We start from the raw sequence: 19,651 nt of genomic DNA, 5'->3' as shown, positions 1-19,651 counted from the left end.
CCACGCCTAGGAGGGCGACATGATCGTAAGGATCATGGGGGAGGGACAGGTGACGCTGGCCGACGGCCGGCTCGCCGAGCTGAACAAGCTGGACGACGAACTCCAGGCCGAGATGGAGAACGGCGACGGCCCCGGTTTCCGCGCGACCCTCCAGGCCCTCCTGGCCAAGGTGCGGGAGCTGGGGGAGCCGCTGCCGGACGACTCCCTGGAGCCGTCCGACCTCATCCTCCCGTCCCCGGACGCGACGCTGGAGGAGGTTCGGGAGCTGCTGAGCGACGACGGCCTCATTCCGGACGGCGGGTGACACATCGGTCGGCGGAGCCTGACGGACGCCGACCGCACGCGGGCCCATCCGGAACGGGTGCCCACTCCGGCTACCGTAAAAAACCATGCGCACCCTCGCCCGCGCCCGCTGCACCCTCGGCGCCCACCCCTCCGCCCTGGACACGGCTCTCGCCGCGGCCGTGCTGGTGTGCATGGTCGCCGGCTCCTTCGTGGACCCGCACGGGCCCGAGGGCGTCAGCTGGGGCCTGCGGACCCCCGACGCGCTCAGCCTCGCCCTGATGGCCGCCGGCGCCGCCGCGCTCGTCTTCCGCCGCCGGGCCCCGCTGGCGGTCCTCGCGGTCACCGGCGGCGTCTCCGTGGTCGAGAGCGTCACGGGCGATCCCCGCGCCCCCGTCGTCATGGCCGCCGTGGTCGCCCTCTACACGGTCGCCGCCTCCACCGACCGCCCCACCACCTGGCGGGTCGGCCTGCTCACCATGACCGTGCTGACCGGCGCCGCCATGCTGGCCGGGCCGCTGCCCTGGTACGCGCAGGAGAACCTCGCCGTCTTCGCCTGGACCGGCATCGGCGCCAGCGCCGGGGACGCGGTCCGCAGCCGGCGCGCCTTCGTCCAGGCCATCCGGGACCGGGCCGAGAAGGCCGAGCGCACCCGGGAGGAGGAGGCCCGCCGACGGGTCGCCGAGGAGCGGCTGCGCATCGCCCGCGACCTGCACGACGTGGTCGCCCACCACATCGCGCTGGTCAACGTGCAGGCCGGGGTCGCCGCCCACGTCATGGACAAGCGGCCCGACCAGGCCAAGGAGGCCCTGGCCCACGTACGGACGGCCAGCCGCTCCGCGCTCGACGAACTGCGCGCCACCGTCGGCCTGCTCCGCCAGTCCGGCGACCCGGAGGCCCCGACCGAACCGGCCCCGGGCCTGGACCGCCTCGACGAACTCGTCGCCACCTTCCGCCACGCCGGACTCCACGTCGAGGTGGCCCGCACCGACCAGGGCACCGACCTGCCCACCGCCGTCGACCTGGCCGCGTACCGCATCATCCAGGAGGCCCTGACCAATGTGCAGAAGCACGCGGGGACGCAGGCGAGGGCCGAGGTCAGCGTGGTGCGGGTGGGACCGGACATCGAGGTCACCGTGCTCGACGACGGGGCCGGCGGCAGCACCGCCGAGACCGCCGCGCCGCCCGGCGGCGGCCACGGCCTGCTCGGCATGCGCGAGCGGGTCGCCGCGGTGCGCGGCACCCTGACCACCGGTCCCCGCTACGGGGGCGGTTTCCGCGTCCATGCGATCCTTCCGGTCAAGTGCCGCACCGATGCCGCCACCGACGCCACCGAGGACCCCGTATGACGATCCGTGTCCTGCTCGCCGACGACCAGGCGTTGCTGCGCAGCGCCTTCCGGGTGCTGGTCGACTCCGAGCCCGACATGGAGGTGGTGGGGGAGGCGTCCGACGGCGCGGAGGCGGCCCGGCTCGCCGCCGAGCAGCGTGCGGACGTGGTGCTGATGGACATCCGGATGCCCGGCACGGACGGCCTCGCCGCCACCCGCATGATCAGCGCCGACCCGTCACTCGCCCACGTCCGGGTGGTCATACTGACCACCTTCGAGGTCGACGACTACGTGGTGCAGTCCCTGCGGGCGGGCGCCTCCGGCTTCCTCGGCAAGGGCTCCGAGCCCGATGAACTGCTCAGCGCGATCCGCGTCGCGGCGGGCGGCGAGGCGCTGCTGTCGCCGGCCGCCACCAAGGGGCTGATCGCCCGCTTCCTCGCCCAGGAGGGCACGGGGGACGGCGCCGAGCGCGACCCGGCGCGCGCCGAGCGGCTGGAGTCGCTGACCGTGCGCGAGCGCGAGGTGCTGGTCCAGGTCGCCGGGGGACTGTCCAACGACGAGATCGCCGAGCGGCTGGAGGTCAGCCCGCTCACCGTGAAGACGCACGTGAACCGGGCGATGGCCAAGCTGGGCGCCCGCGACCGCGCCCAACTGGTCGTCATCGCCTACGAGACCGGGCTGGTACGTCCAAGGGTGGAGTGACCCGGAGCCGGGCGTACTGCGGCCGGAGTATGCGCCGGATAAGGAAATGGACCTGGGGCCTAGGGAACCCGGGGCGCGCGTGGACCAGGGTGGTGGGGTGGGCGTACCGATGTGCCCTCCCCCTCCGCTCGGCCACAGAAGAGAGACCCTGATCCATGTCCTGGCTGTCGAGATTCAGCCTCGCGCAACGGGCCCTGATAGGCCTGATGTCGATCGTCGCGCTCGTCTTCGGCGCGATCGCCGTCCCCCAGCTCAAGCAGCAGCTGCTGCCCACCATCGAACTCCCCATGGTGTCCGTGCTGGCGCCGTATCAGGGCGCCTCGCCGGACGTGGTCGAGAAGCAGGTCGTCGAGCCGATCGAGGACAGCCTCGAAGCGGTCGACGGGATCTCCGGCATCACCGCGACGGCCAGTGAGGGCAACGCCGTCATCATGGCGTCCTTCGACTACGGCAACGGCACCCAGCAACTCGTCGCCGACGTCCAGCAGGCCGTCAACCGGGCCCGCGCCCAGCTCCCGGACGACGTGGACCCGCAGGTCGTCTCCGGCTCGACGGACGACATCCCCACCGTCGTCCTCGCCGTCACCTCCGACAAGGACCAGCAGGCCCTGGCCGACCAGCTCGACAAGACCGTCGTCTCCGAGCTGAAGGACATCGACGGCGTCGCCCAGGTGATGGTCGACGGCGTCCGCGACGTCCAGGTCACCGTCACCCCGGACCCGGCGAAGCTCGCGCGGGCCGGCGTCACCCCGCAGACCCTCGCCCAGTCCCTCCAGGCCGGCGGCGCGACCGTCCCGGCGGGCTCCTTCGACGAGGCCGGCGCCAACCGCACCGTGCAGGTCGGCGGCGGCTTCACCTCGCTGCGGCAGATCCAGGACCTGATGGTCACCGGCGAGGGCGTGAAGAAGCCGGTCCGCCTCGGCGACGTCGCCACCGTCAAGGAGGAGGAGGCCAAGGCCGACTCCCTCACCCGCACCAACGGCGAGCCGAGCCTGGCCGTCGCCGTCACCATGGACCACGACGGCAGCGCGGTCGCCATCTCGAAGGCCGTCGAGGACAAGCTCCCCGACCTGCGCGAGCAGCTCGGCTCCGGCGCCACGCTCACCGTCGTCAGTGACCAGGGCCCGGCGGTCTCCAAGGCCATCGAGGGCCTGACCACCGAGGGCGCCCTCGGCCTGCTCTTCGCCGTGGTGATCATCCTGGTCTTCCTGGCGTCCGTCCGCTCCACCCTGGTCACCGCGGTCTCCATCCCGCTGTCCGTGGTGCTGGCGCTGATCGTGCTGTGGACGCGCGACCTGTCGCTGAACATGCTGACGCTGGGCGCCCTCACCATCGCCATCGGCCGCGTCGTCGACGACTCGATCGTGGTCCTGGAGAACATCAAGCGGCACCTCGGCTACGGCGAGGAGCGCCAGGAGGCCATCCTCAAGGCGGTCCGCGAGGTCGCCGGAGCGGTCACCTCCTCCACGCTCACCACGGTCGCCGTTTTCCTGCCGATCGGCCTGGTCGGCGGCATGGTCGGCGAGCTGTTCGGCTCCTTCAGCCTGACCGTCACCGCGGCCCTGCTGGCGTCCCTGCTGGTGTCGCTCACGGTCGTCCCGGTGCTGTCGTACTGGTTCCTGCGCCCGCCGAAGGGCACCCCCGAGGACGCGGCCGAGGCCCGCCGCCTGGCCGAGGAGAAGGAGGCCAGGAGCCGCCTCCAGCGCCTCTACGTCCCCGTCCTGCGCTTCGCCACCCGCCGCCGCCTCACCAGCGTGGCCGTCGCGGTCGTCGTCCTGCTCGGCACCTTCGGCATGGCGCCGCTGCTGAAGACCAACTTCTTCGACCAGGGCGACCAGAAGGTCCTCAGCATCAAGCAGGAGCTGAAGCCCGGCACCAGCCTCGGCGCGACGAACGCCCAGGCCGAGAAGGTCGAGAAGCTGCTCGGCGACACCGAGGGCGTCAAGGACTTCCAGGTCACCATCGGCTCGTCCGGCTTCATGGCCGCCTTCGGCGGCGGCACCGACACCAACCAGGCGTCGTACCAGCTGATGCTGGAGGACTCGGCGAACGCCGAGGACGTCCAGGAGCACATCGAGGACGGGCTCGCGAAGCTCGACGGGATCGGCACCACCACGGTCGCCGCCGGTGACGGCTTCGGCAGCCAGGACCTGAGCGTCGTCGTGAAGGCGGCGGACGCGAAGGTGCTGCGCGAGGCGTCCGAGAAGGTCCGCGAGACCGTCGCCGGGCTCGACGACGTCACCGACGTCACCAGCGACCTGGCGCAGAGCGTCCCGCGCATCTCGGTCAAGGCCGGCCCGAAGGCCGCCGAGGCCGGCTTCACCGACCAGACGCTCGGCGCGGTCGTCGCCCAGGCGGTGCGCGGCACCCCGGCCGCCAAGGCGACCCTGGAGGACACCGAGCGCGACGTCGTCATCCGGTCGGCGCAGCCGGCCACCACGACGGCCGAGCTGAAGGCCCTGAACCTGGGCCCGGTCGAGCTGGGCGACATCGCCACCGTGCAGCTGGTGGACGGCCCGGTCTCGATGACCCGCATCGACGGGCAGCGCGCGGCGACCATCACCGCCAAGCCGACCGGCGACAACACCGGCGCGGTGGGCACGGAACTCCAGTCGAAGATCGACGCGCTGGACCTGCCGGCCGGTGCCACGGCCGAGATCGGCGGCGTCACCGCCGACCAGGACGAGGCGTTCGTCAACCTGGGCCTGGCCATGCTCGCGGCCGTCGCGATCGTGTTCATGCTGCTGGTCGGGACCTTCCGGTCGCTGGCCCAGCCGCTAATCCTGCTGGTGTCCATCCCGTTCGCGGCGACCGGCGCGATCGGCCTGCTGCTGGCGACGGGCACCCCGATGGGTGTCCCGGCGATGATCGGCATGCTGATGCTGATCGGCATCGTGGTCACCAACGCGATCGTGCTGATCGACCTGATCAACCAGTACCGCGGGCAGGGCTACGGCGTCGTGGAAGCCGTGATCGAGGGCGGCCGGCACCGACTGCGCCCGATCCTGATGACGGCCCTGGCGACGATCTTCGCCCTGCTGCCGATGGCGCTGGGCGTCACCGGCGAGGGCGGCTTCATCGCCCAGCCGCTGGCCGTGGTGGTGATCGGCGGTCTGATCACCTCGACGCTGCTGACGCTGCTGCTGGTCCCGACGCTCTACGCGATGCTGGAGCTGCGCAAGGAGCGGCGCGCGAAGAAGCGGGCCGCGAAGAAGGGCCTGCCCGAGCAGCCGAAGCCGTCGCAGGACCCGGAGCCGGCCCAGGTCTGACACCCGCCGGCACGACGCAGGGGCGCCCCCGTGGAGTCATCACGGGGGCGCCCCTCGCGTCGTGCGGGCGTGCTCACCGGGCAGCGCCGGCGGCGCGGGCGCTCAGTGCTCGCACAGGGAGAACTCCCGCTCGTAGAGCTGCTCGTTGTGCTCGTCGACGAAGAACTTGCGCTCGCGCATGAGTTCTTCGCGGTAGCCCTTGGCCTCTTCGAGCGTCATGGTCGAGGTCTCGGCCCAGGGCTGCTGCGGGGGTACGTCGGAGGTGGAGACGATCCGCTCGGACGGGTCGACCAGGAAGAACGCGAGGATCTTGCGGTGGCCCGGGCGGGCGGGGTCGGCGAGGCGGAACGCGCCGACGCGGTGCTGCAGGACGTTCGGGAAGGCCAGGCAGCGGCCCGCCGGGGTCGAGGCCGTCCCCAGCACCTGGTTCAGCGCGTCCTCGTTCTCCAGGCCGTAGACCTCACGCAGACCCTTGCCGTCGTTCTGTTCGTAGCGCGGGTCGTCCAGGGCCGTCCGGAAGCTCAGGCTGCTCTCGGTGATGTTCTCGCTGTCCCAGTAGTAGATGCCGGTCGAGACGATCCGCTCGTTCAGCATTCCCTCGACATGCCAGGAGCCGCCGGCGTACTCGGGCCTGTCCGGGGTGAGGTGGATGGTGGCGAGCTTGACGATGACCTGGAGCCGGCGGCCGCGCAGGTCGACGCGCGCCGCTTCGCCGGGCGCCTCGGGCGGGGTGAAGTCCGGGGCGTCCGGGACGACCGGGCGGCGGTTCTCCCACCAGTCGTCGCTGGCCTCCTCCCAGGCCTGCATGGCCTCTTCGTAGGCCTCCTCGTCGTCGAAGTCGTCCTCGTCGGGTTCCTCCGGCTCCTGCGACTCGTCGTACCACCCGTAGGGATCGGCCTCGATCCGCAGGGGACGCGGATGGCGCAGGTCGGTGAGTACCCGCTCCCACAGCGGGCGCATGCGCGCGAACAGGTCGGGCAGGACGGAGGCCAGTTCGCGATGGTCCTCGGGGTGGACGTTGTTGACGTACGAACGGAAGGTGACGCCGCCGTCGTCGCTGACGTCCACGTCCGTGGGCAGCCACTGGAACTTCTCGGAGAACTCGTACTTCGCGTAGTGGTGCGCCCCCGGGTTCCGCCACGCCCGCTCGGGCTCGCCGCTCACCCCGCGCACCAGGCAGAACAGGGAGGGGTGGACCAGGTCGAGCACCTGGCCGTCGGACCCGGGATGCCAGTCCCGCGCCTCCTCGGGGACCTCCTCCAGGACCCGGACCGCCTCACGCAGCCGGGAGCGGAGCGCGTCGTCGACCAGTGTGTCCGACTGCCACACCCCGTCGACGGCGGACACCTCGATGCCGGTCCGCGCGTCCCGCAGCGCGGCGTAGTGCGCGAGTTCGGCGAGCACATAGCGGACCTGTGCCTCGGTGAGGCCCTGGGCGACCGCCTCCCGCGTCCATCTGGCGACGATGTCGGGGTCGTTCATCTTGTCGGTCCACCCCGGCTTCGACCGGATGTGGGCGCTGCACCGGATCATCTCCAGCTCCCGCAGCGTCCGGGGTTTCACCGCGTGTATGGAGCCGGTCGAGTGGAAGGGCAGCGGGAAAGCGGGCAGGCCGGTCAATGCTCTCGATCCTCACGGTCGGTGTGCGGGCGGCGGAAGCCTACGGCAGCGGACTGACACCGCGGCCGCGGGCTTCCGCCCCCGTTCCGACCCGACCGGGTTACGGCAGCGCCAGCATCCGCTCCAGCGCCAGCTTCGCGAACGCCTCGGTCTCCTTGTCGACCTCGATGCGGTTGACCAGGGTGCCCTCCGCCAGCGACTCCAGCGCCCAGACCAGGTGCGGGAGGTCGATGCGGTTCATGGTCGAGCAGAAGCAGACCGTCTTGTCGAGGAAGACGATCTCCTTGTCCTCGGCAGCGAAACGGTTCGCCAGTCGGCGGACCAGGTTCAGCTCGGTGCCGATCGCCCACTTGGAGCCGGCCGGGGCGGCCTCCAGGGCCTTGATGATGTACTCGGTCGAGCCGACGTAGTCGGCCGCCGCGACGACCTCGTGCTTGCACTCGGGGTGCACCAGGACGTTCACCCCCGGTATGCGGGCCCGCACGTCGTTGACCGAGTCGAGGCTGAAGCGGCCGTGCACCGAGCAGTGCCCGCGCCACAGGATCATCTTCGCCCCGCGCAGCTCCTCGGCGGTCAGCCCGCCGTTCGGCTTGTGCGGGTTGTAGACGACGCAGTCCTCCAGGGACATGCCCATGTCCCGCACCGCCGTGTTGCGGCCCAGGTGCTGGTCGGGCAGGAACAGGACCTTCTCGCCCTGCTCGAAGGCCCAGTCCAGGGCGCGCTTGGCGTTGGACGAGGTGCAGATGGTGCCGCCGTGCTTGCCGGTGAACGCCTTGATGTCCGCCGAGGAGTTCATGTACGAGACGGGCACGACCTGCTCGGCGATCCCGGCCTCGGTCAGCACGTCCCAGCACTCGGCGACCTGCTCGGCGGTCGCCATGTCCGCCATGGAGCAGCCGGCGGCCAGGTCGGGCAGGACCACCTTCTGGTCGTCGGAGGTCAGGATGTCGGCCGACTCCGCCATGAAGTGCACACCGCAGAAGACGATGTACTCGGCCTCCGGGCGCGCGGCCGCGTCCCGGGCCAGCTTGAAGGAGTCACCCGTGACGTCGGCGAACTGGATGACCTCGTCGCGCTGGTAGTGGTGACCGAGCACGAAGACCTTGTCCCCGAGCTTCTCCTTGGCCGCGCGGGCGCGCGCCACCAGGTCCGGGTCGGAGGGCGAGGGCAGGTCGCCGGGGCAGTCCACGCCGCGCTCGCTCGCCGGGTCGGCCTCGCGGCCGAGCAGCAGCAGGGCGAGGGGCGTCGGCTGAACGTCGAGCTCCTGGGTTTGGGCGGTGGTCACGACACGCACCCTTTCTACTTTTCGTCGAACTGACGCTATATATCATAACCGGTTCACGTCACTTTGACGACGCCCATAGTGTCGGTGTGACGTGAATCCCGGTCCCCGAGGCGCTGTCCGCTCCCCGGGGCGTGTGCGAGCATGAAGGGACGAGCCGAGGAGAAAGACACGGCCCCGGCCCGGAATGAATACGCGGCCCCGTCGGTTGGAACCGTCGGCAAGCAGTCTCCGTACAACCCGGGAGAGATGTAGATGTCCGTATCGGACGAGACCACCACCGTCACCGACGGCATCATCCTGACCGACGCCGCCGCGGCCAAGGTCAAGGCCCTGCTCGACCAGGAAGGCCGTGACGACCTGGCGCTGCGCGTCGCCGTCCAGCCCGGCGGCTGCTCCGGCCTGCGCTACCAGCTCTTCTTCGACGAGCGCTCGCTCGACGGCGACGTGGTGAAGGACTTCGGCGGCGTCAAGGTCACCACCGACCGCATGAGCGCCCCGTACCTCGGCGGCGCCACCATCGACTTCGTGGACACGATCGAGAAGCAGGGCTTCACGATCGACAACCCGAACGCGACGGGCTCCTGCGCCTGCGGCGACTCCTTCAGCTGAGCCGCCCGGCGCCGGACGACGGCGTGAAGGCGTACGAGAAAGGGCGGCGGCCCGGGACACTCACCCCGGGCCGCCGCCCTTTCTCGTACGCCTCTGCGGCCTCACCGGCCCCGGAGCGCCGCCGGCCTCACCGGTCCCCGGACGGGGCGGGCAGCCGCGCGCCCGGCTTGTGCACCGGGATCTCCTCGCCGTCCGAGCCCACGACCTTCCGGCCGTCCAGCGGCTCGTCGAGCGGCACCGTCCGCTCGTACTCCTTGGCGATCAGGATGCAGACCTTCTCCGGGTGCGGGGTCTCGGTCACCGTGACCGTCACCTTCCCCGCGCTCTCCTCGGCCTTCGCCGCGTAGTCGGAGCAGACCCCGCCCGTGAAGTGCACGGTCAGCTCGCCGTCCGCCGCCGTGTAGCCGCGCACCTCCACGTCCCGCCGGTCACCGTCCGGGGCCGGGGTCGGCTCCTGCGAGGGAGCGGGCGCCGCGGTGGTCAGGAACTCCGGGTCGACCGCCGGGTAGGTGACCGTGACGGCCTCGTCCGCGCCCGGCGTCTCCACCTCGAACAGCCACGAAGGCACCAGCGTCTGCCGCCCCTGGACCGGGTGGGCGGCCAGCCCGAACGCCGCCTCCTCGACCGTCACCGTCCGCTTCCGCGGCTTCTCCGGCGCGCCCGTCGGCGGGTCGCAGGGTGCCTGAGCCCGGTCCTCGTGCGGCACCGGGCTCGCGCAGCCCCCGATGCCGGCGCCGGGGGAGCGGCCGGGCGAGTTCAGCAGCGCCAGCGTCTCCTCGGCGCCCAGGACGGGGTACGTGTCCCCCTCGACCGGCTCCTTCAGCTGCCCGCTGCCGCCGACCACGTCGCCCCGCGCCCCGACGACCACCCCGGTCGTCCAGCCGTACGTGGGCAGCCCGCCCACCTCGGGCGCGGCGTTCACGGCGCGCCGGGCGCCCATGACCTGACCGGCGTCCAGCTTGGCGTCGTCCTGGCCCAGCGCCTTCAGCACCGGCGCCGCCGCCTTCTTCGCGGCCGCCTCGCTCACCGGGGCGCCCGTGCCGTCGGCGGAGGGCGCCTTGCACACGGCGCCCTTCCCGCAGTCGTCCGTGCCCGGCGCGTAGCGGTGGAAGGTCCAGGTGCCCGGCGCCTGCCGGCCCACGGTGAGCAGCGGCCCGGAGCCGTCCTTCGCGCTGCCGACCTTCCAGGCGTCGCCCTGGACCCGGGGCGTCCCCGCGACGCCGAGCGCCTTCGCCAGGCGGGCCACCTCCGCCTCGGTGACGTCGCCCTGGGCCCGGTACACGGGCGCCGAGCCGGGCCCCTCGGGGAGCGGGCCGTCGGCGCGGTAGGTGACGCCGTACGGGTCGGGTTCGCCGGGCGCGATGCCGTTCGTGCCGTCCTGGCCGTCCTGGCCGTCCTGGCCGCCCGGCGAGGGCGCCCCGAAGCCGTCCAGGGCGAGCGGCGGGGGAGTGCCGTCGCCCGGCGCCCCGGACGTCGTACCGCCGCCCCCGTCCCCGGAGGCGGACGCGGCCAGATAGGCCCCGCCGGTGCCGACCACCAGCACGGCCGCGGCGACGGACGCGACGACGACCGCCGGGGGGCGCCGCCGCGCGGAACGCCCGGTGCCGGCCTCGTCGGCGGCGACGGTGGCGTCGTCGTGGTCGGGTCGCTCGGTGTTCACCGCATCGCTCCTTCGGCTGTTCCTGGGGACAGCGATGGGACGCGGTGGAGGAGGATCCGGTTCCCCGTGACCCTCAGTCGCCGTAGTCCGACATCGCGTCCAGCAGCCTGGCCGACGTCTGCGGCACGCGCACGCCGTGGAGCAGCGAGACGGGGACGGGGCGGTGGGAGACCTCGACCGGGGCCTCCCAGCGCGGGGCCATCCGGGCGCAGTCGCCGCGCAGCGACGCCAGGTCGCCGTCCAGGTCGGCCGGGGCGGGGTCGGCGGTCCTCAGGTTCGTCATGACAGCACCGTAGGCACGTCCGGCGCGGTGAAGAAAGTTGTACTACCGGGTAGTTTCGCCTGCTTCGGCGGACGGGCGGTCCCGGGTAGCGTGAACTGTCAACCCGCCTCCCCCTCAGGAGAGAGTCCACGCCGTGCGCATCGCAGTCACCGGCTCCATCGCCACCGACCACCTCATGACCTTCCCCGGCCGCTTCGCCGACCAGCTCGTCGCGGACCAGTTGCACACGGTCTCGCTCTCCTTCCTGGTCGACCAGCTCGACGTACGCCGGGGCGGCGTCGCCGCGAACATCGCCTTCGGCATGGGCCAGCTCGGCACCCGGCCGATCCTGGTCGGCGCGGCCGGCTCCGACTTCGCCGAGTACCGCGCCTGGCTGGACCGGCACGGGGTCGACACCGACTCGGTGCGCATCTCCGAGACCCTGCACACCGCCCGGTTCGTCTGCACCACCGACGCCGACCACAACCAGATCGGCTCCTTCTACACGGGCGCGATGAGCGAGGCCCGTCTCATCGAGCTGAAGACCGTCGCCGACCGGGTGGGCGGCCTCGACCTGGTCTCCATCGGCGCCGACGACCCGGAGGCGATGCTCCGGCACACCGAGGAGTGCCGCGCGCGGTCCATCCCCTTCGCCGCCGACTTCTCCCAGCAGATCGCCCGGATGAACGGCGACGAGATCCGGATACTGCTGGACGGGGCGACCTACCTCTTCTCCAACGAGTACGAGAAGGGGCTCATCGAGACCAAGACCGGCTGGAGCGACGAGGAGATCCTCGGCCGCGTCGGCCACCGCGTCACCACCCTCGGCGCGCGGGGCGTCCGCATCGAGCGGGCGGGCGAGGAGACCGTCGAGGTCGGCGTCCCCGACGAGGAGCGCAAGGCCGACCCCACGGGCGTCGGCGACGCCTTCCGCGCCGGGTTCCTGTCGGGGCTGGCATGGGGCGTGTCGCTGGAGCGGGCGGCGCAGGTGGGCTGCATGCTGGCGACCCTCGTCATCGAGACGGTGGGCACCCAGGAGTACCAGCTGCGGCGCGGCCACTTCATGGAGCGGTTCACCAAGGCGTACGGGGACGAGGCGGCCGGAGAGGTCCAGGCGCACCTGGCCTGACCCGGCCCGGTGGGCGGGGGGCGGGCGTCAGCTGATCCGGCGGACCAGATACGCCGTTCCCTTCTCCGCCTCCTCCTCGCCCACGTACTCCTGCCCCCGCATCTCGCACCACGCCGGGATGTCCAGACGGGCGGCCTCGTCGTCGGACAGGACGCGGACGGTGCCGCCGACGGGGACGTCGCCGATCACCTTGGCCAGTTCGATCACCGGGACGGGGCAGCGCCGGCCGATCGCGTCCACGACGAGGTCGCCCCCGGTCCGCGGGGCGGCCTCCGCCGCCGCCGGCGCGCCCAGCTTCTCCCGCACCGCAGCCACCGTGCCCGGCAGCACCTCCAGGAACCGCTCGACGTCCTCGGCCGGGGTTCCCGGCGGCAGCGACACCCGGACGTTGCCCTCGCTGAGCACCCCCATCGCCTTCAGGACGTGGCTCGGCGTGAGGGTGCTGCTGGTGCAGGACGAGCCGGAGGAGACCGAGAAACCGGCCCGGTCCAGCTCGTGCAGCAAGGTCTCCCCGTCGACATAGAGACACGAGAAGGTGACGACGCCGGGCAGCCGGCGCACCGGGTCGCCGACCACCTCCACGTCCGGCACCAGGGCCGGCACCCGGGCCCGGATCCGCTCCGCCAGCTCCCGCAGGCGGGCCGCCTCCGCCTCCGCCTCGGCCCGCACCGCCCGCAGCGACGCCGCCGCCGCCACGATCGCCGGCAGGTTCTCGAAACCGGGCGCCCGCCCCGACTCCCGCTCGTCCCCGGGGCCTTGCGGCGCGAACCGCACGCCCTTGCGCACGACGAGCAGCCCGACCCCGGACGGTCCGCCCCACTTGTGGGCGCTGGCCGCCAGCAGCGACCAGTCGCCCGGCACCTTCCCCCAGGCCAGCGACTGTGCCGCGTCCACCAGCAGCGGCACCCCCGCCTCCCGGCAGGCCCCGGCCACCTCCGCCACCGGCTGCTCGGTGCCCACCTCGTGGTTGGCCGACTGGAGGCAGGCCAGCGCGGTGTCCCCGCGCAGGGTCCGCGCGTACGCCGCCGGGTCCACCGCCCCCGTCCGGTCCACGGGCACCCGCGTGACCGTTCCGCCGCCGGCCTCGTGCGCCTCGGCCGCGTGCAGTACGGAGGAGTGTTCGACCGCTGACACGATCAGGTGGGATCCGACCCGGCGACGCCCGGCCAGCGCCCCGGCGACCCCCGAATGGACCGCCTGCGTCCCCGAAGGGGTGAACACCAATTCGTCCGCCCGGCACCCCACGGCCTCCGCGGCCGCCTCCCGGGCGGCGTCGAGCAACAGCCGCGCCCGCCGCCCCTCCCGGTACAGCCGCGCGGGATCGGCCCACCCTTCGTCGAGGGAGGCCAACAGCGCCTGGCGGGCGACGGGATGGAGGGGAGCGGCGGAAGCAGCGTCGAAGTAGGCCACACGGCAACGCTATGACGTCCGGCGGGCACGTGCCGCCGAGGGGCGCTGCGCCGTGCTCGATATGCGGCTTCGCCGCGTGGGCGCGAGCGACCACGACGCACCGTCAGCCGCCGACGAACCCCCAGCTCCTGCCCCTCGCAGGCGCCCCGTCCCACCCTTTCAGGGTGCCCCCCGGCGCGTATGCCACCCTCCCCGCGACCCCTCGGAGAGCGTCGGCTAGGGTTTGGTCCGCATAAACATCAAACCCCTGCCCGACGCAGGGCGGCGACCGACCAGCGAGAAGGCCGCAGCCGAACAGCGCGGGCGAGACTCTCGGGAAGGCGCTACGTGAGTCCCAACGGCTCCGACCGCTCGCCGCGGCGCCCGATGCGGCGGAAGCTGCTGCAGGCACTGACCGCGGGCCTGGTCCTGGCGACCGCCACCGGTTGCACATACGAGGACTTCCCCCGCCTCGGCATGCCCACCCCAACCACGGAAGAGGCTCCGCGGATCCTCTCCCTGTGGCAGGGCTCCTGGGCAGCCGCGCTGGCCACCGGCGTGCTGGTGTGGGGCCTGATCCTGTGGAGTTGCTTCTTCCACCGGCGCAGCCGCACCAAGGTCGAGGTTCCTCCGCAGAACAGGTACAACCTGCCCATCGAGGCGCTTTACACCATCGTCCCGCTCGTCATCGTCTCGGTGCTGTTCTACTTCACCGCGCGTGACGAGTCCGAGCTCATGAGCCTCGAGAAGAAGCCCGACGTCACGGTCAACGTGGTCGGCTTCCAGTGGAGCTGGTGCTTCAACTACGTCGAGAACGTCGAGGGTTCCTCCGGCGACGCCAAGACCTCCAAGGAGCTGGCCGCCATCCCGGACCGGTTCAAGGAGGACTTCCCCGCGAACGCCGGCGGCGCCTACGACTGCGGTGTCCCGGGGACGCGGAACCCGCAGACCAACAACCCCGGCCCGACCCTCTGGCTCCCCAAGGGCAAGAAGGTCCGCTTCGTCCTGACCTCGCGTGACGTCATCCACTCCTTCTGGGTGGTGCCGTTCCTCATGAAGCAGGACGTCATCCCGGGCCACACCAACGCCTTCGAGGTGACCCCCAACAAGGAGGGCACCTTCCTGGGCAAGTGCGCCGAGCTGTGCGGCGTGGACCACTCCCGGATGCTGTTCAACGTGAAGGTCGTCTCCCCGGAGCGCTACGAGCAGCACCTCCAGGACCTCGCGAAGAAGGGGCAGACCGGTTACGTTCCCGCCGGCATCGCGCAGACGAGCCACGAGAAGAACCGGGAGACGAACAACCTGTGAGCATCCTCAACGAACCCCAGGGTGCCGCGGCAGGGTCCCACTACCAGGACGAGCTGCCGGTCCGGCGCCAGAGGCGTGGCGAGATCGTGGTGAAGTGGCTGACGACCACCGACCACAAGACGATCGGCACGCTGTACCTGGTCACGTCCTTCGCGTTCTTCGTGATCGGCGGCGTGATGGCGCTCTTCATGCGCGCCGAGCTGGCCCGTCCGGGCCTGCAGATCATGTCGAACGAGCAGTTCAACCAGGCGTTCACGATGCACGGCACGATCATGCTGCTGATGTTCGCGACGCCGCTGTTCTCCGGCTTCGCGAACTGGATCATGCCGCTGCAGATCGGCGCGCCGGACGTGGCCTTCCCGCGGCTGAACATGTTCGCCTACTGGCTGTACCTGTTCGGCTCGCTCATCGCGGTCGGTGGCTTCCTCACCCCGCAGGGCGCGGCCGACTTCGGCTGGTTCGCCTACTCGCCGCTGTCCGACGCGGTGCACTCGCCGGGCATCGGCGGTGACCTGTGGATCATGGGTCTGGCCTTCTCCGGCTTCGGCACCATCCTCGGCTCGGTCAACTTCATCACCACGATCATCTGCATGCGCGCGCCGGGCATGACCATGTTCCGCATGCCGATCTTCACCTGGAACGTGCTGCTGACCGGTGTGCTGGTCCTGCTGGCCTTCCCGGTCCTGGCCGCGGCCCTGTTCGCGCTGGAGGCGGACCGCAAGTTCGGTGCGCACATCTTCGACTCGGCCAACGGCGGAGCACTGCTGTGGCAACACCTCTTCTGGTTCTTCGGACACCCAGAGGTGTACATCATCGCGCTGCCGTTCTTCGGCATCGTCAGTGAGATCATCCCGGTCTTCTCCCGGAAGCCGATCTTCGGCTACATGGGTCTGATCGCGGCGACGATCGCGATCGCGGGTCTGTCGGTGACCGTGTGGGCCCACCACATGTACGTCACGGGCGGCGTGCTGCTGCCGTTCTTCTCCTTCATGACCTTCCTGATCGCGGTTCCGACCGGTGTGAAGTTCTTCAACTGGATCGGCACCATGTGGAAGGGATCGCTCAGCTTCGAGACACCGATGCTGTGGTCCACCGGCTTCCTGATCACCTTCCTCTTCGGTGGTCTGACCGGTGTCATCCTGGCCTCGCCGCCGCTGGACTTCCACGTCTCGGACTCGTACTTCGTGGTGGCGCACTTCCACTACGTGGTGTTCGGCACCGTGGTGTTCGCGATGTTCGCCGGCTTCCACTTCTGGTGGCCGAAGTTCACCGGCAAGCTGCTGGACGAGCGCCTGGGCAAGATCACGTTCTGGACGCTGTTCATCGGCTTCCACGGCACCTTCCTGGTCCAGCACTGGCTGGGCGCCGAGGGCATGCCGCGCCGGTACGCCGACTACCTGGCGGCCGACGGCTTCACCGCGCTGAACACGATCTCGACGATCAGCTCGTTCCTGCTCGGCATGTCCCTGCTGCCGTTCTTCTACAACATCTGGAAGACGGCCAAGTACGGCAAGCCGGTCAACGTGGACGACCCGTGGGGCTACGGCCGTTCGCTGGAGTGGGCGACCTCCTGCCCGCCGCCGCGGCACAACTTCCTCACCCTGCCGCGCATCCGCAGTGAATCCCCCGCCTTCGACCTGCACCACCCGGAGGTCTCGGCGATCGACCAGCTCGAGAACGTCGGTCACGGCGAGAAGACCCTCGCCGGTGGCAAGGAGGCCGGCAAGTGAAGATCCAGGGCAAGCTCTTCATCTGGCTGAGCGTCTTCATCCTGGCCGTCGCGATCGTCTACGGCTACTGGTCGAAGGAGCCGGCCGGCACCACGGCCCTCTTCCTGGCCTTCGGTCTGGCCATCATGATCGGCTTCTACCTGGCCTTCACGGCCAGGCGGGTGGACGCCGGTGCCCAGGACAACAAGGAAGCGGACGTCGCGGACGACGCCGGCGAGATCGGGTTCTTCAGCCCGCACAGCTGGCAGCCGCTGGCGCTCGGCATCGGCGGGGCGTTCGCCTTCCTGAGCATCGCGATCGGCTGGTGGCTGATGTACTTCTCCGCCCCGATCATCCTCATCGGCCTGTTCGGCTGGGTCTTCGAGTACTACCGCGGTGAGAACCGCACCCAGTAGCACGCGCCGCGCGCCGAGGGGCCCGGACACTCCGTCAGGAGCGTCCGGGCCCCTTCGTCTGCCCCAGCCTTCTCACTCGTCCGGGTTACCCACCGTGCCGCCGTTGACGTTGCTCCCTAGCGTGAGGACATGAGCAACACGGTTCACTTCCAGGCGCGGGGGCGTACGGTCGTCGGCTGCACCCTGCTGGTGATCGCCCTCGGCGCGAGCGTCACCGCCTGCACCGGCGGCGACGACCACCCGCTGTCCGCCGCGCCGTACGACGCGGCCGGCCAGATCTCCTTCAACGGCCCCACGGACGCCGGGAAGAAGGCCGATCCGGACAAACCCCTGGAGGTCGTCGCCGAGGGCGCGGACGGCCGGATCACGGACGTCACGGCCGTGGACGCGGCAGGCCGCTACGTGGCGGGCGAACTCTCCGCCGACGGGGCCCGCTGGCACAGCACCTCCCCGCTGGCCGCAGGCGCCCGCTACACGGTCCGGGTGAGCACCGAGGACGGCGACGGCGCGCCCGGCCGCAAGGTCCTCACCTTCGAGACCGGCATGCCCAGCGCGAAGAAGACCCTGGACGTGGCCTTCGGCCCGAAGGCGGGCGCGTACGGCGTCGGCCAGCCGGTCACCGCGGAACTCAGCCAGCCGGTCGCGGACCCGGCCCAGCGGGCCATAGTGGAACGCGCCCTGAAGGTGCGCTCCACGCCCGCCGTGGAGGGCGCCTGGCACTGGGTGGACGACAAGAAGCTCCACTACCGGCCCAAGGAGTACTGGCCCGCCCACGCCACCGTCCAGGTCACCAGCGCCCTGTCCGGCATCAAGATCGGCGACCGGTTGTGGGGCGGCAAGGCCGAGCCCCTGACCATCACCACGGACGACCGGGTCGTCGCCGTCACCGACGCCGCCGCCCACACGCTGACCCTCTTCAAGGACGGCGAGGAGGTCAGGCAGATCCCCGTGACCACCGGGAAGCCCGGCTTCGAGACCCGCAACGGCGTCAAGGTCGTCCTGGGCAAGGAACCCTTCGTACGCATGCGCAGCAGCACCGTCGGCATCGCCGAGGGCTCCTCGGAGTCGTACGACCTGCCCGTCTACTTCGCCACCCGGGTCACCTGGAGCGGCGAGTACGTGCACGCCGCCCCCTGGTCGGTCGGCTCCCAGGGCTCCGCCAACGTCAGCCACGGCTGCGTCGGGATGAGCACCGCCAACGCGGAGTGGTTCTTCGGCGCCGTCCAGGAGGGCGACCTCGTCGAGGTCGTGAACTCCGACGGCGAGACGATGGAACCCTTCGGCAACGGCTTCGGCGACTGGAACCTGGACTGGGCCAAGTGGACCACCGGGAGCGCCCTCACGGGCGGCGCGGGAGGCACCGCCGACCAGGACGCGGCGAGGCTGCGGCCCACGGTGGTGTGACCGGCCCTCCTACGCGCTCTGCAGCCTCTTCTGCCGCAGCAGGGAAGCCAGCGCACCGGCGAACTCGACGGGCTCCACCGGCAGCGCCACAGCCGCCTCCGCCCGGCTCCACGTGGCCAGCCACGCGTCCTGGGGCCGCGCGATGAGCAACAGCACCGGCGGGCACCGGAACACCTCGTCCTTGATCTGCCGGCACAGCCCCATGCCGCCCATGGGCACGGCCTCGCCGTCCAGCACGCAGACGTCGATGCCGCCCTTGTCCAGCTCCTTGATCACGGCGGCCGGGGTCGCGCACTCCACGAACTCGACCACGGGCACGTCCGGGGCGGGCCGGCGACCGGTCGCCAGCCGCACCTGCTCGCGGGTGTTGGAGTCGTCGCTGTAGACCAGCACCGTGGCGGTCGGCTGCATGCTTCCTCCGATACGCAGTGAAACAGTCGTAGCCCGTCGCGGCGGATGCTACTCCCTCCCACTGCCCGTCAACACTGGTTCGGACACGGCTTCGACGGTCCGTTCGATGGGCCATCCGGGCAGTACAGACGGGGGGAACACACCGAACGGCACCCCCCGGGGTGAGGGCGGGATAAGCGACCGACATAATGTCGGTCGTGGCGACAGCAACGACAGTAGAAACCGGGCACGCGCACCCGTCGGTCAACCGGCCGAACCTCACCAGCGTCGGAACCATCATCTGGTTGAGTTCCGAGCTGATGTTCTTCGCGGCCCTCTTCGCGATGTACTTCACCCTGCGATCGGTGACCGGCCCGGACTTCTGGTCCGAGAAGGCCGACGCGCTGAACTTCCCGTTCTCCGCGACGAACACCACGATCCTGGTGCTCTCCTCCCTCACCTGCCAGCTCGGCGTGTTCGCGGCCGAGCGCGGGGACGTGAAGAAGCTCCGGATGTGGTTCATCGTCACCTTCGTGATGGGTGCGATCTTCATCGGCGGTCAGGTGTTCGAGTACACCGAGCTGGTCAAGCACGAGGGCCTCTCGCTCTCGTCGGACCCGTACGGCTCGGTGTTCTACCTGACCACCGGCTTCCACGGACTGCACGTGACGGGCGGCCTCATCGCCTTCCTGCTGGTCCTCGGCCGCACCTACGCGGCCCGGAGGTTCACTCACGAGCAGGCGACCGCCGCCATCGTCGTGTCCTACTACTGGCACTTCGTCGATGTCGTCTGGATCGGCCTCTTCGCCACGATCTACATGATCAAGTAGTCGCGGCACGCACCCGCGCAATACCAGAAGCATCGACGCAGAAGATCCTGACACCGG

At 71.0% G+C, this 19,651-nt stretch carries 17 protein-coding genes; 11 read left to right on the top strand and 6 right to left on the bottom strand.

Annotated features, from left to right (window positions below; genetic code table 11):
• Positions 1-19: 19 nt before the first annotated feature.
• From ACFZP7_RS10460 to ACFZP7_RS10445, 4 genes are all read left to right on the top strand, one after another.
• Positions 20-304 carry a PspA-associated protein PspAA gene (locus ACFZP7_RS10460; RefSeq protein ID WP_019327916.1) on the top strand — a complete coding sequence of 95 codons (285 nt, stop codon included), beginning with the start codon at positions 20-22 and terminating at the stop codon, positions 302-304.
• Between the two features lie 85 nt (positions 305-389).
• The gene (locus tag ACFZP7_RS10455) at positions 390-1,631 is read left to right on the top strand and encodes a sensor histidine kinase (RefSeq protein WP_385634280.1); all 1,242 of its coding nucleotides are present in this window, start codon (positions 390-392) and stop codon (positions 1,629-1,631) included.
• Entirely contained in the window at positions 1,628-2,314 is a 687-nt protein-coding gene (locus ACFZP7_RS10450; RefSeq protein ID WP_019327918.1) for a response regulator transcription factor, read from the top strand. Before ACFZP7_RS10455 ends, ACFZP7_RS10450 begins: the two co-directional genes overlap by 4 nt.
• A 155-nt stretch (positions 2,315-2,469) precedes the next feature.
• Positions 2,470-5,583 carry an efflux RND transporter permease subunit gene (locus tag ACFZP7_RS10445; RefSeq protein ID WP_385634279.1) on the top strand — a complete coding sequence of 1,038 codons (3,114 nt, stop codon included), beginning with the start codon at positions 2,470-2,472 and terminating at the stop codon, positions 5,581-5,583.
• A 102-nt stretch (positions 5,584-5,685) separates the two neighbouring features.
• On the opposite strand, the gene ACFZP7_RS10440 is transcribed toward ACFZP7_RS10445, so the two are convergent.
• Positions 5,686-7,203, bottom strand: coding sequence for a DUF4246 domain-containing protein (locus ACFZP7_RS10440; RefSeq protein WP_385634278.1), 1,518 nt, complete (start codon positions 7,201-7,203; stop codon positions 5,686-5,688).
• A 100-nt stretch (positions 7,204-7,303) separates the two neighbouring features.
• Complete coding sequence (gene nadA / locus ACFZP7_RS10435) at positions 7,304-8,488, bottom strand: quinolinate synthase NadA (RefSeq protein WP_029393864.1); 1,185 nt, start codon at positions 8,486-8,488, stop codon at positions 7,304-7,306.
• 252 nt (positions 8,489-8,740) lie between these two features.
• On the opposite strand from nadA, the gene ACFZP7_RS10430 reads away from it, so the two are divergent.
• Entirely contained in the window at positions 8,741-9,097 is a 357-nt protein-coding gene (locus tag ACFZP7_RS10430) for an iron-sulfur cluster assembly accessory protein (protein ID WP_030405042.1), read from the top strand.
• Positions 9,098-9,224: 127 nt separating this feature from the next.
• Here the strand turns inward: ACFZP7_RS10430 and ACFZP7_RS10425 are convergent, their stop codons facing one another.
• The gene (locus ACFZP7_RS10425; protein ID WP_385634277.1) at positions 9,225-10,757 is read right to left on the bottom strand and encodes a hypothetical protein; all 1,533 of its coding nucleotides are present in this window, start codon (positions 10,755-10,757) and stop codon (positions 9,225-9,227) included.
• Positions 10,758-10,830: 73 nt separating this feature from the next.
• Positions 10,831-11,040, bottom strand: coding sequence for a hypothetical protein (locus ACFZP7_RS10420; protein WP_019327924.1), 210 nt, complete (start codon positions 11,038-11,040; stop codon positions 10,831-10,833).
• Between the two features lie 133 nt (positions 11,041-11,173).
• On the opposite strand from ACFZP7_RS10420, the gene ACFZP7_RS10415 reads away from it, so the two are divergent.
• Positions 11,174-12,148, top strand: coding sequence for a carbohydrate kinase family protein (locus ACFZP7_RS10415; RefSeq protein WP_019327925.1), 975 nt, complete (start codon positions 11,174-11,176; stop codon positions 12,146-12,148).
• A gap of 27 nt (positions 12,149-12,175) precedes the next feature.
• On the opposite strand, the gene ACFZP7_RS10410 is transcribed toward ACFZP7_RS10415, so the two are convergent.
• Entirely contained in the window at positions 12,176-13,558 is a 1,383-nt protein-coding gene (locus ACFZP7_RS10410; protein ID WP_385634276.1) for a cysteine desulfurase/sulfurtransferase TusA family protein, read from the bottom strand.
• A gap of 327 nt (positions 13,559-13,885) precedes the next feature.
• On the opposite strand from ACFZP7_RS10410, the gene coxB reads away from it, so the two are divergent.
• From coxB to ACFZP7_RS10390, 4 genes are all read left to right on the top strand, one after another.
• Positions 13,886-14,845: a cytochrome c oxidase subunit II gene (gene coxB, locus ACFZP7_RS10405; RefSeq protein ID WP_019327927.1), complete on the top strand. Its 960-nt coding sequence runs from the start codon at positions 13,886-13,888 to the stop codon at positions 14,843-14,845.
• Positions 14,842-16,575, top strand: coding sequence for a cytochrome c oxidase subunit I (gene ctaD, locus ACFZP7_RS10400; protein ID WP_019327928.1), 1,734 nt, complete (start codon positions 14,842-14,844; stop codon positions 16,573-16,575). The genes coxB and ctaD overlap by 4 nt, the downstream gene beginning before the upstream one ends.
• On the top strand, positions 16,572-16,970 hold the full coding sequence (locus tag ACFZP7_RS10395) for a cytochrome c oxidase subunit 4 (protein ID WP_019327929.1): 399 nt from the start codon (positions 16,572-16,574) through the stop codon (positions 16,968-16,970). Before ctaD ends, ACFZP7_RS10395 begins: the two co-directional genes overlap by 4 nt.
• A 129-nt stretch (positions 16,971-17,099) precedes the next feature.
• Positions 17,100-18,374 carry an Ig-like domain-containing protein gene (locus ACFZP7_RS10390; protein ID WP_019327930.1) on the top strand — a complete coding sequence of 425 codons (1,275 nt, stop codon included), beginning with the start codon at positions 17,100-17,102 and terminating at the stop codon, positions 18,372-18,374.
• Between the two features lie 9 nt (positions 18,375-18,383).
• On the opposite strand, the gene ACFZP7_RS10385 is transcribed toward ACFZP7_RS10390, so the two are convergent.
• Entirely contained in the window at positions 18,384-18,785 is a 402-nt protein-coding gene (locus ACFZP7_RS10385; RefSeq protein WP_019327931.1) for a hypothetical protein, read from the bottom strand.
• Between the two features lie 188 nt (positions 18,786-18,973).
• On the opposite strand from ACFZP7_RS10385, the gene ACFZP7_RS10380 reads away from it, so the two are divergent.
• The gene (locus ACFZP7_RS10380) at positions 18,974-19,594 is read left to right on the top strand and encodes a heme-copper oxidase subunit III (RefSeq protein WP_029393865.1); all 621 of its coding nucleotides are present in this window, start codon (positions 18,974-18,976) and stop codon (positions 19,592-19,594) included.
• The last annotated feature ends 57 nt before the right edge of the window (positions 19,595-19,651 follow it).

Origin of the sequence: Streptomyces sp. SudanB5_2050 (genome assembly GCF_964272335.1) — a bacterium.
Taxonomy (GTDB): Bacteria; Actinomycetota; Actinomycetes; order Streptomycetales; family Streptomycetaceae; genus Streptomyces; species Streptomyces rochei.
The sequence above is the reverse complement of the archived record's forward strand: the minus strand, read 5'-3'. Positions and strand labels throughout refer to the sequence as shown.

Coding starts and splice junctions, on each gene's coding strand:
- ACFZP7_RS10460 (WP_019327916.1), top strand. CDS start 20: ATGATCGTAAGGATCATGGGGGAGGGACAGGTGACGCTGGCCGACGGC.
- ACFZP7_RS10390 (WP_019327930.1), top strand. CDS start 17,100: ATGAGCAACACGGTTCACTTCCAGGCGCGGGGGCGTACGGTCGTCGGC.
- ACFZP7_RS10380 (WP_029393865.1), top strand. CDS start 18,974: ATGTCGGTCGTGGCGACAGCAACGACAGTAGAAACCGGGCACGCGCAC.
- ACFZP7_RS10445 (WP_385634279.1), top strand. CDS start 2,470: ATGTCCTGGCTGTCGAGATTCAGCCTCGCGCAACGGGCCCTGATAGGC.
- ACFZP7_RS10430 (WP_030405042.1), top strand. CDS start 8,741: ATGTCCGTATCGGACGAGACCACCACCGTCACCGACGGCATCATCCTG.
- ACFZP7_RS10450 (WP_019327918.1), top strand. CDS start 1,628: ATGACGATCCGTGTCCTGCTCGCCGACGACCAGGCGTTGCTGCGCAGC.
- ACFZP7_RS10420 (WP_019327924.1), bottom strand. CDS start 11,040: ATGACGAACCTGAGGACCGCCGACCCCGCCCCGGCCGACCTGGACGGC.
- ACFZP7_RS10385 (WP_019327931.1), bottom strand. CDS start 18,785: ATGCAGCCGACCGCCACGGTGCTGGTCTACAGCGACGACTCCAACACC.
- ACFZP7_RS10455 (WP_385634280.1), top strand. CDS start 390: ATGCGCACCCTCGCCCGCGCCCGCTGCACCCTCGGCGCCCACCCCTCC.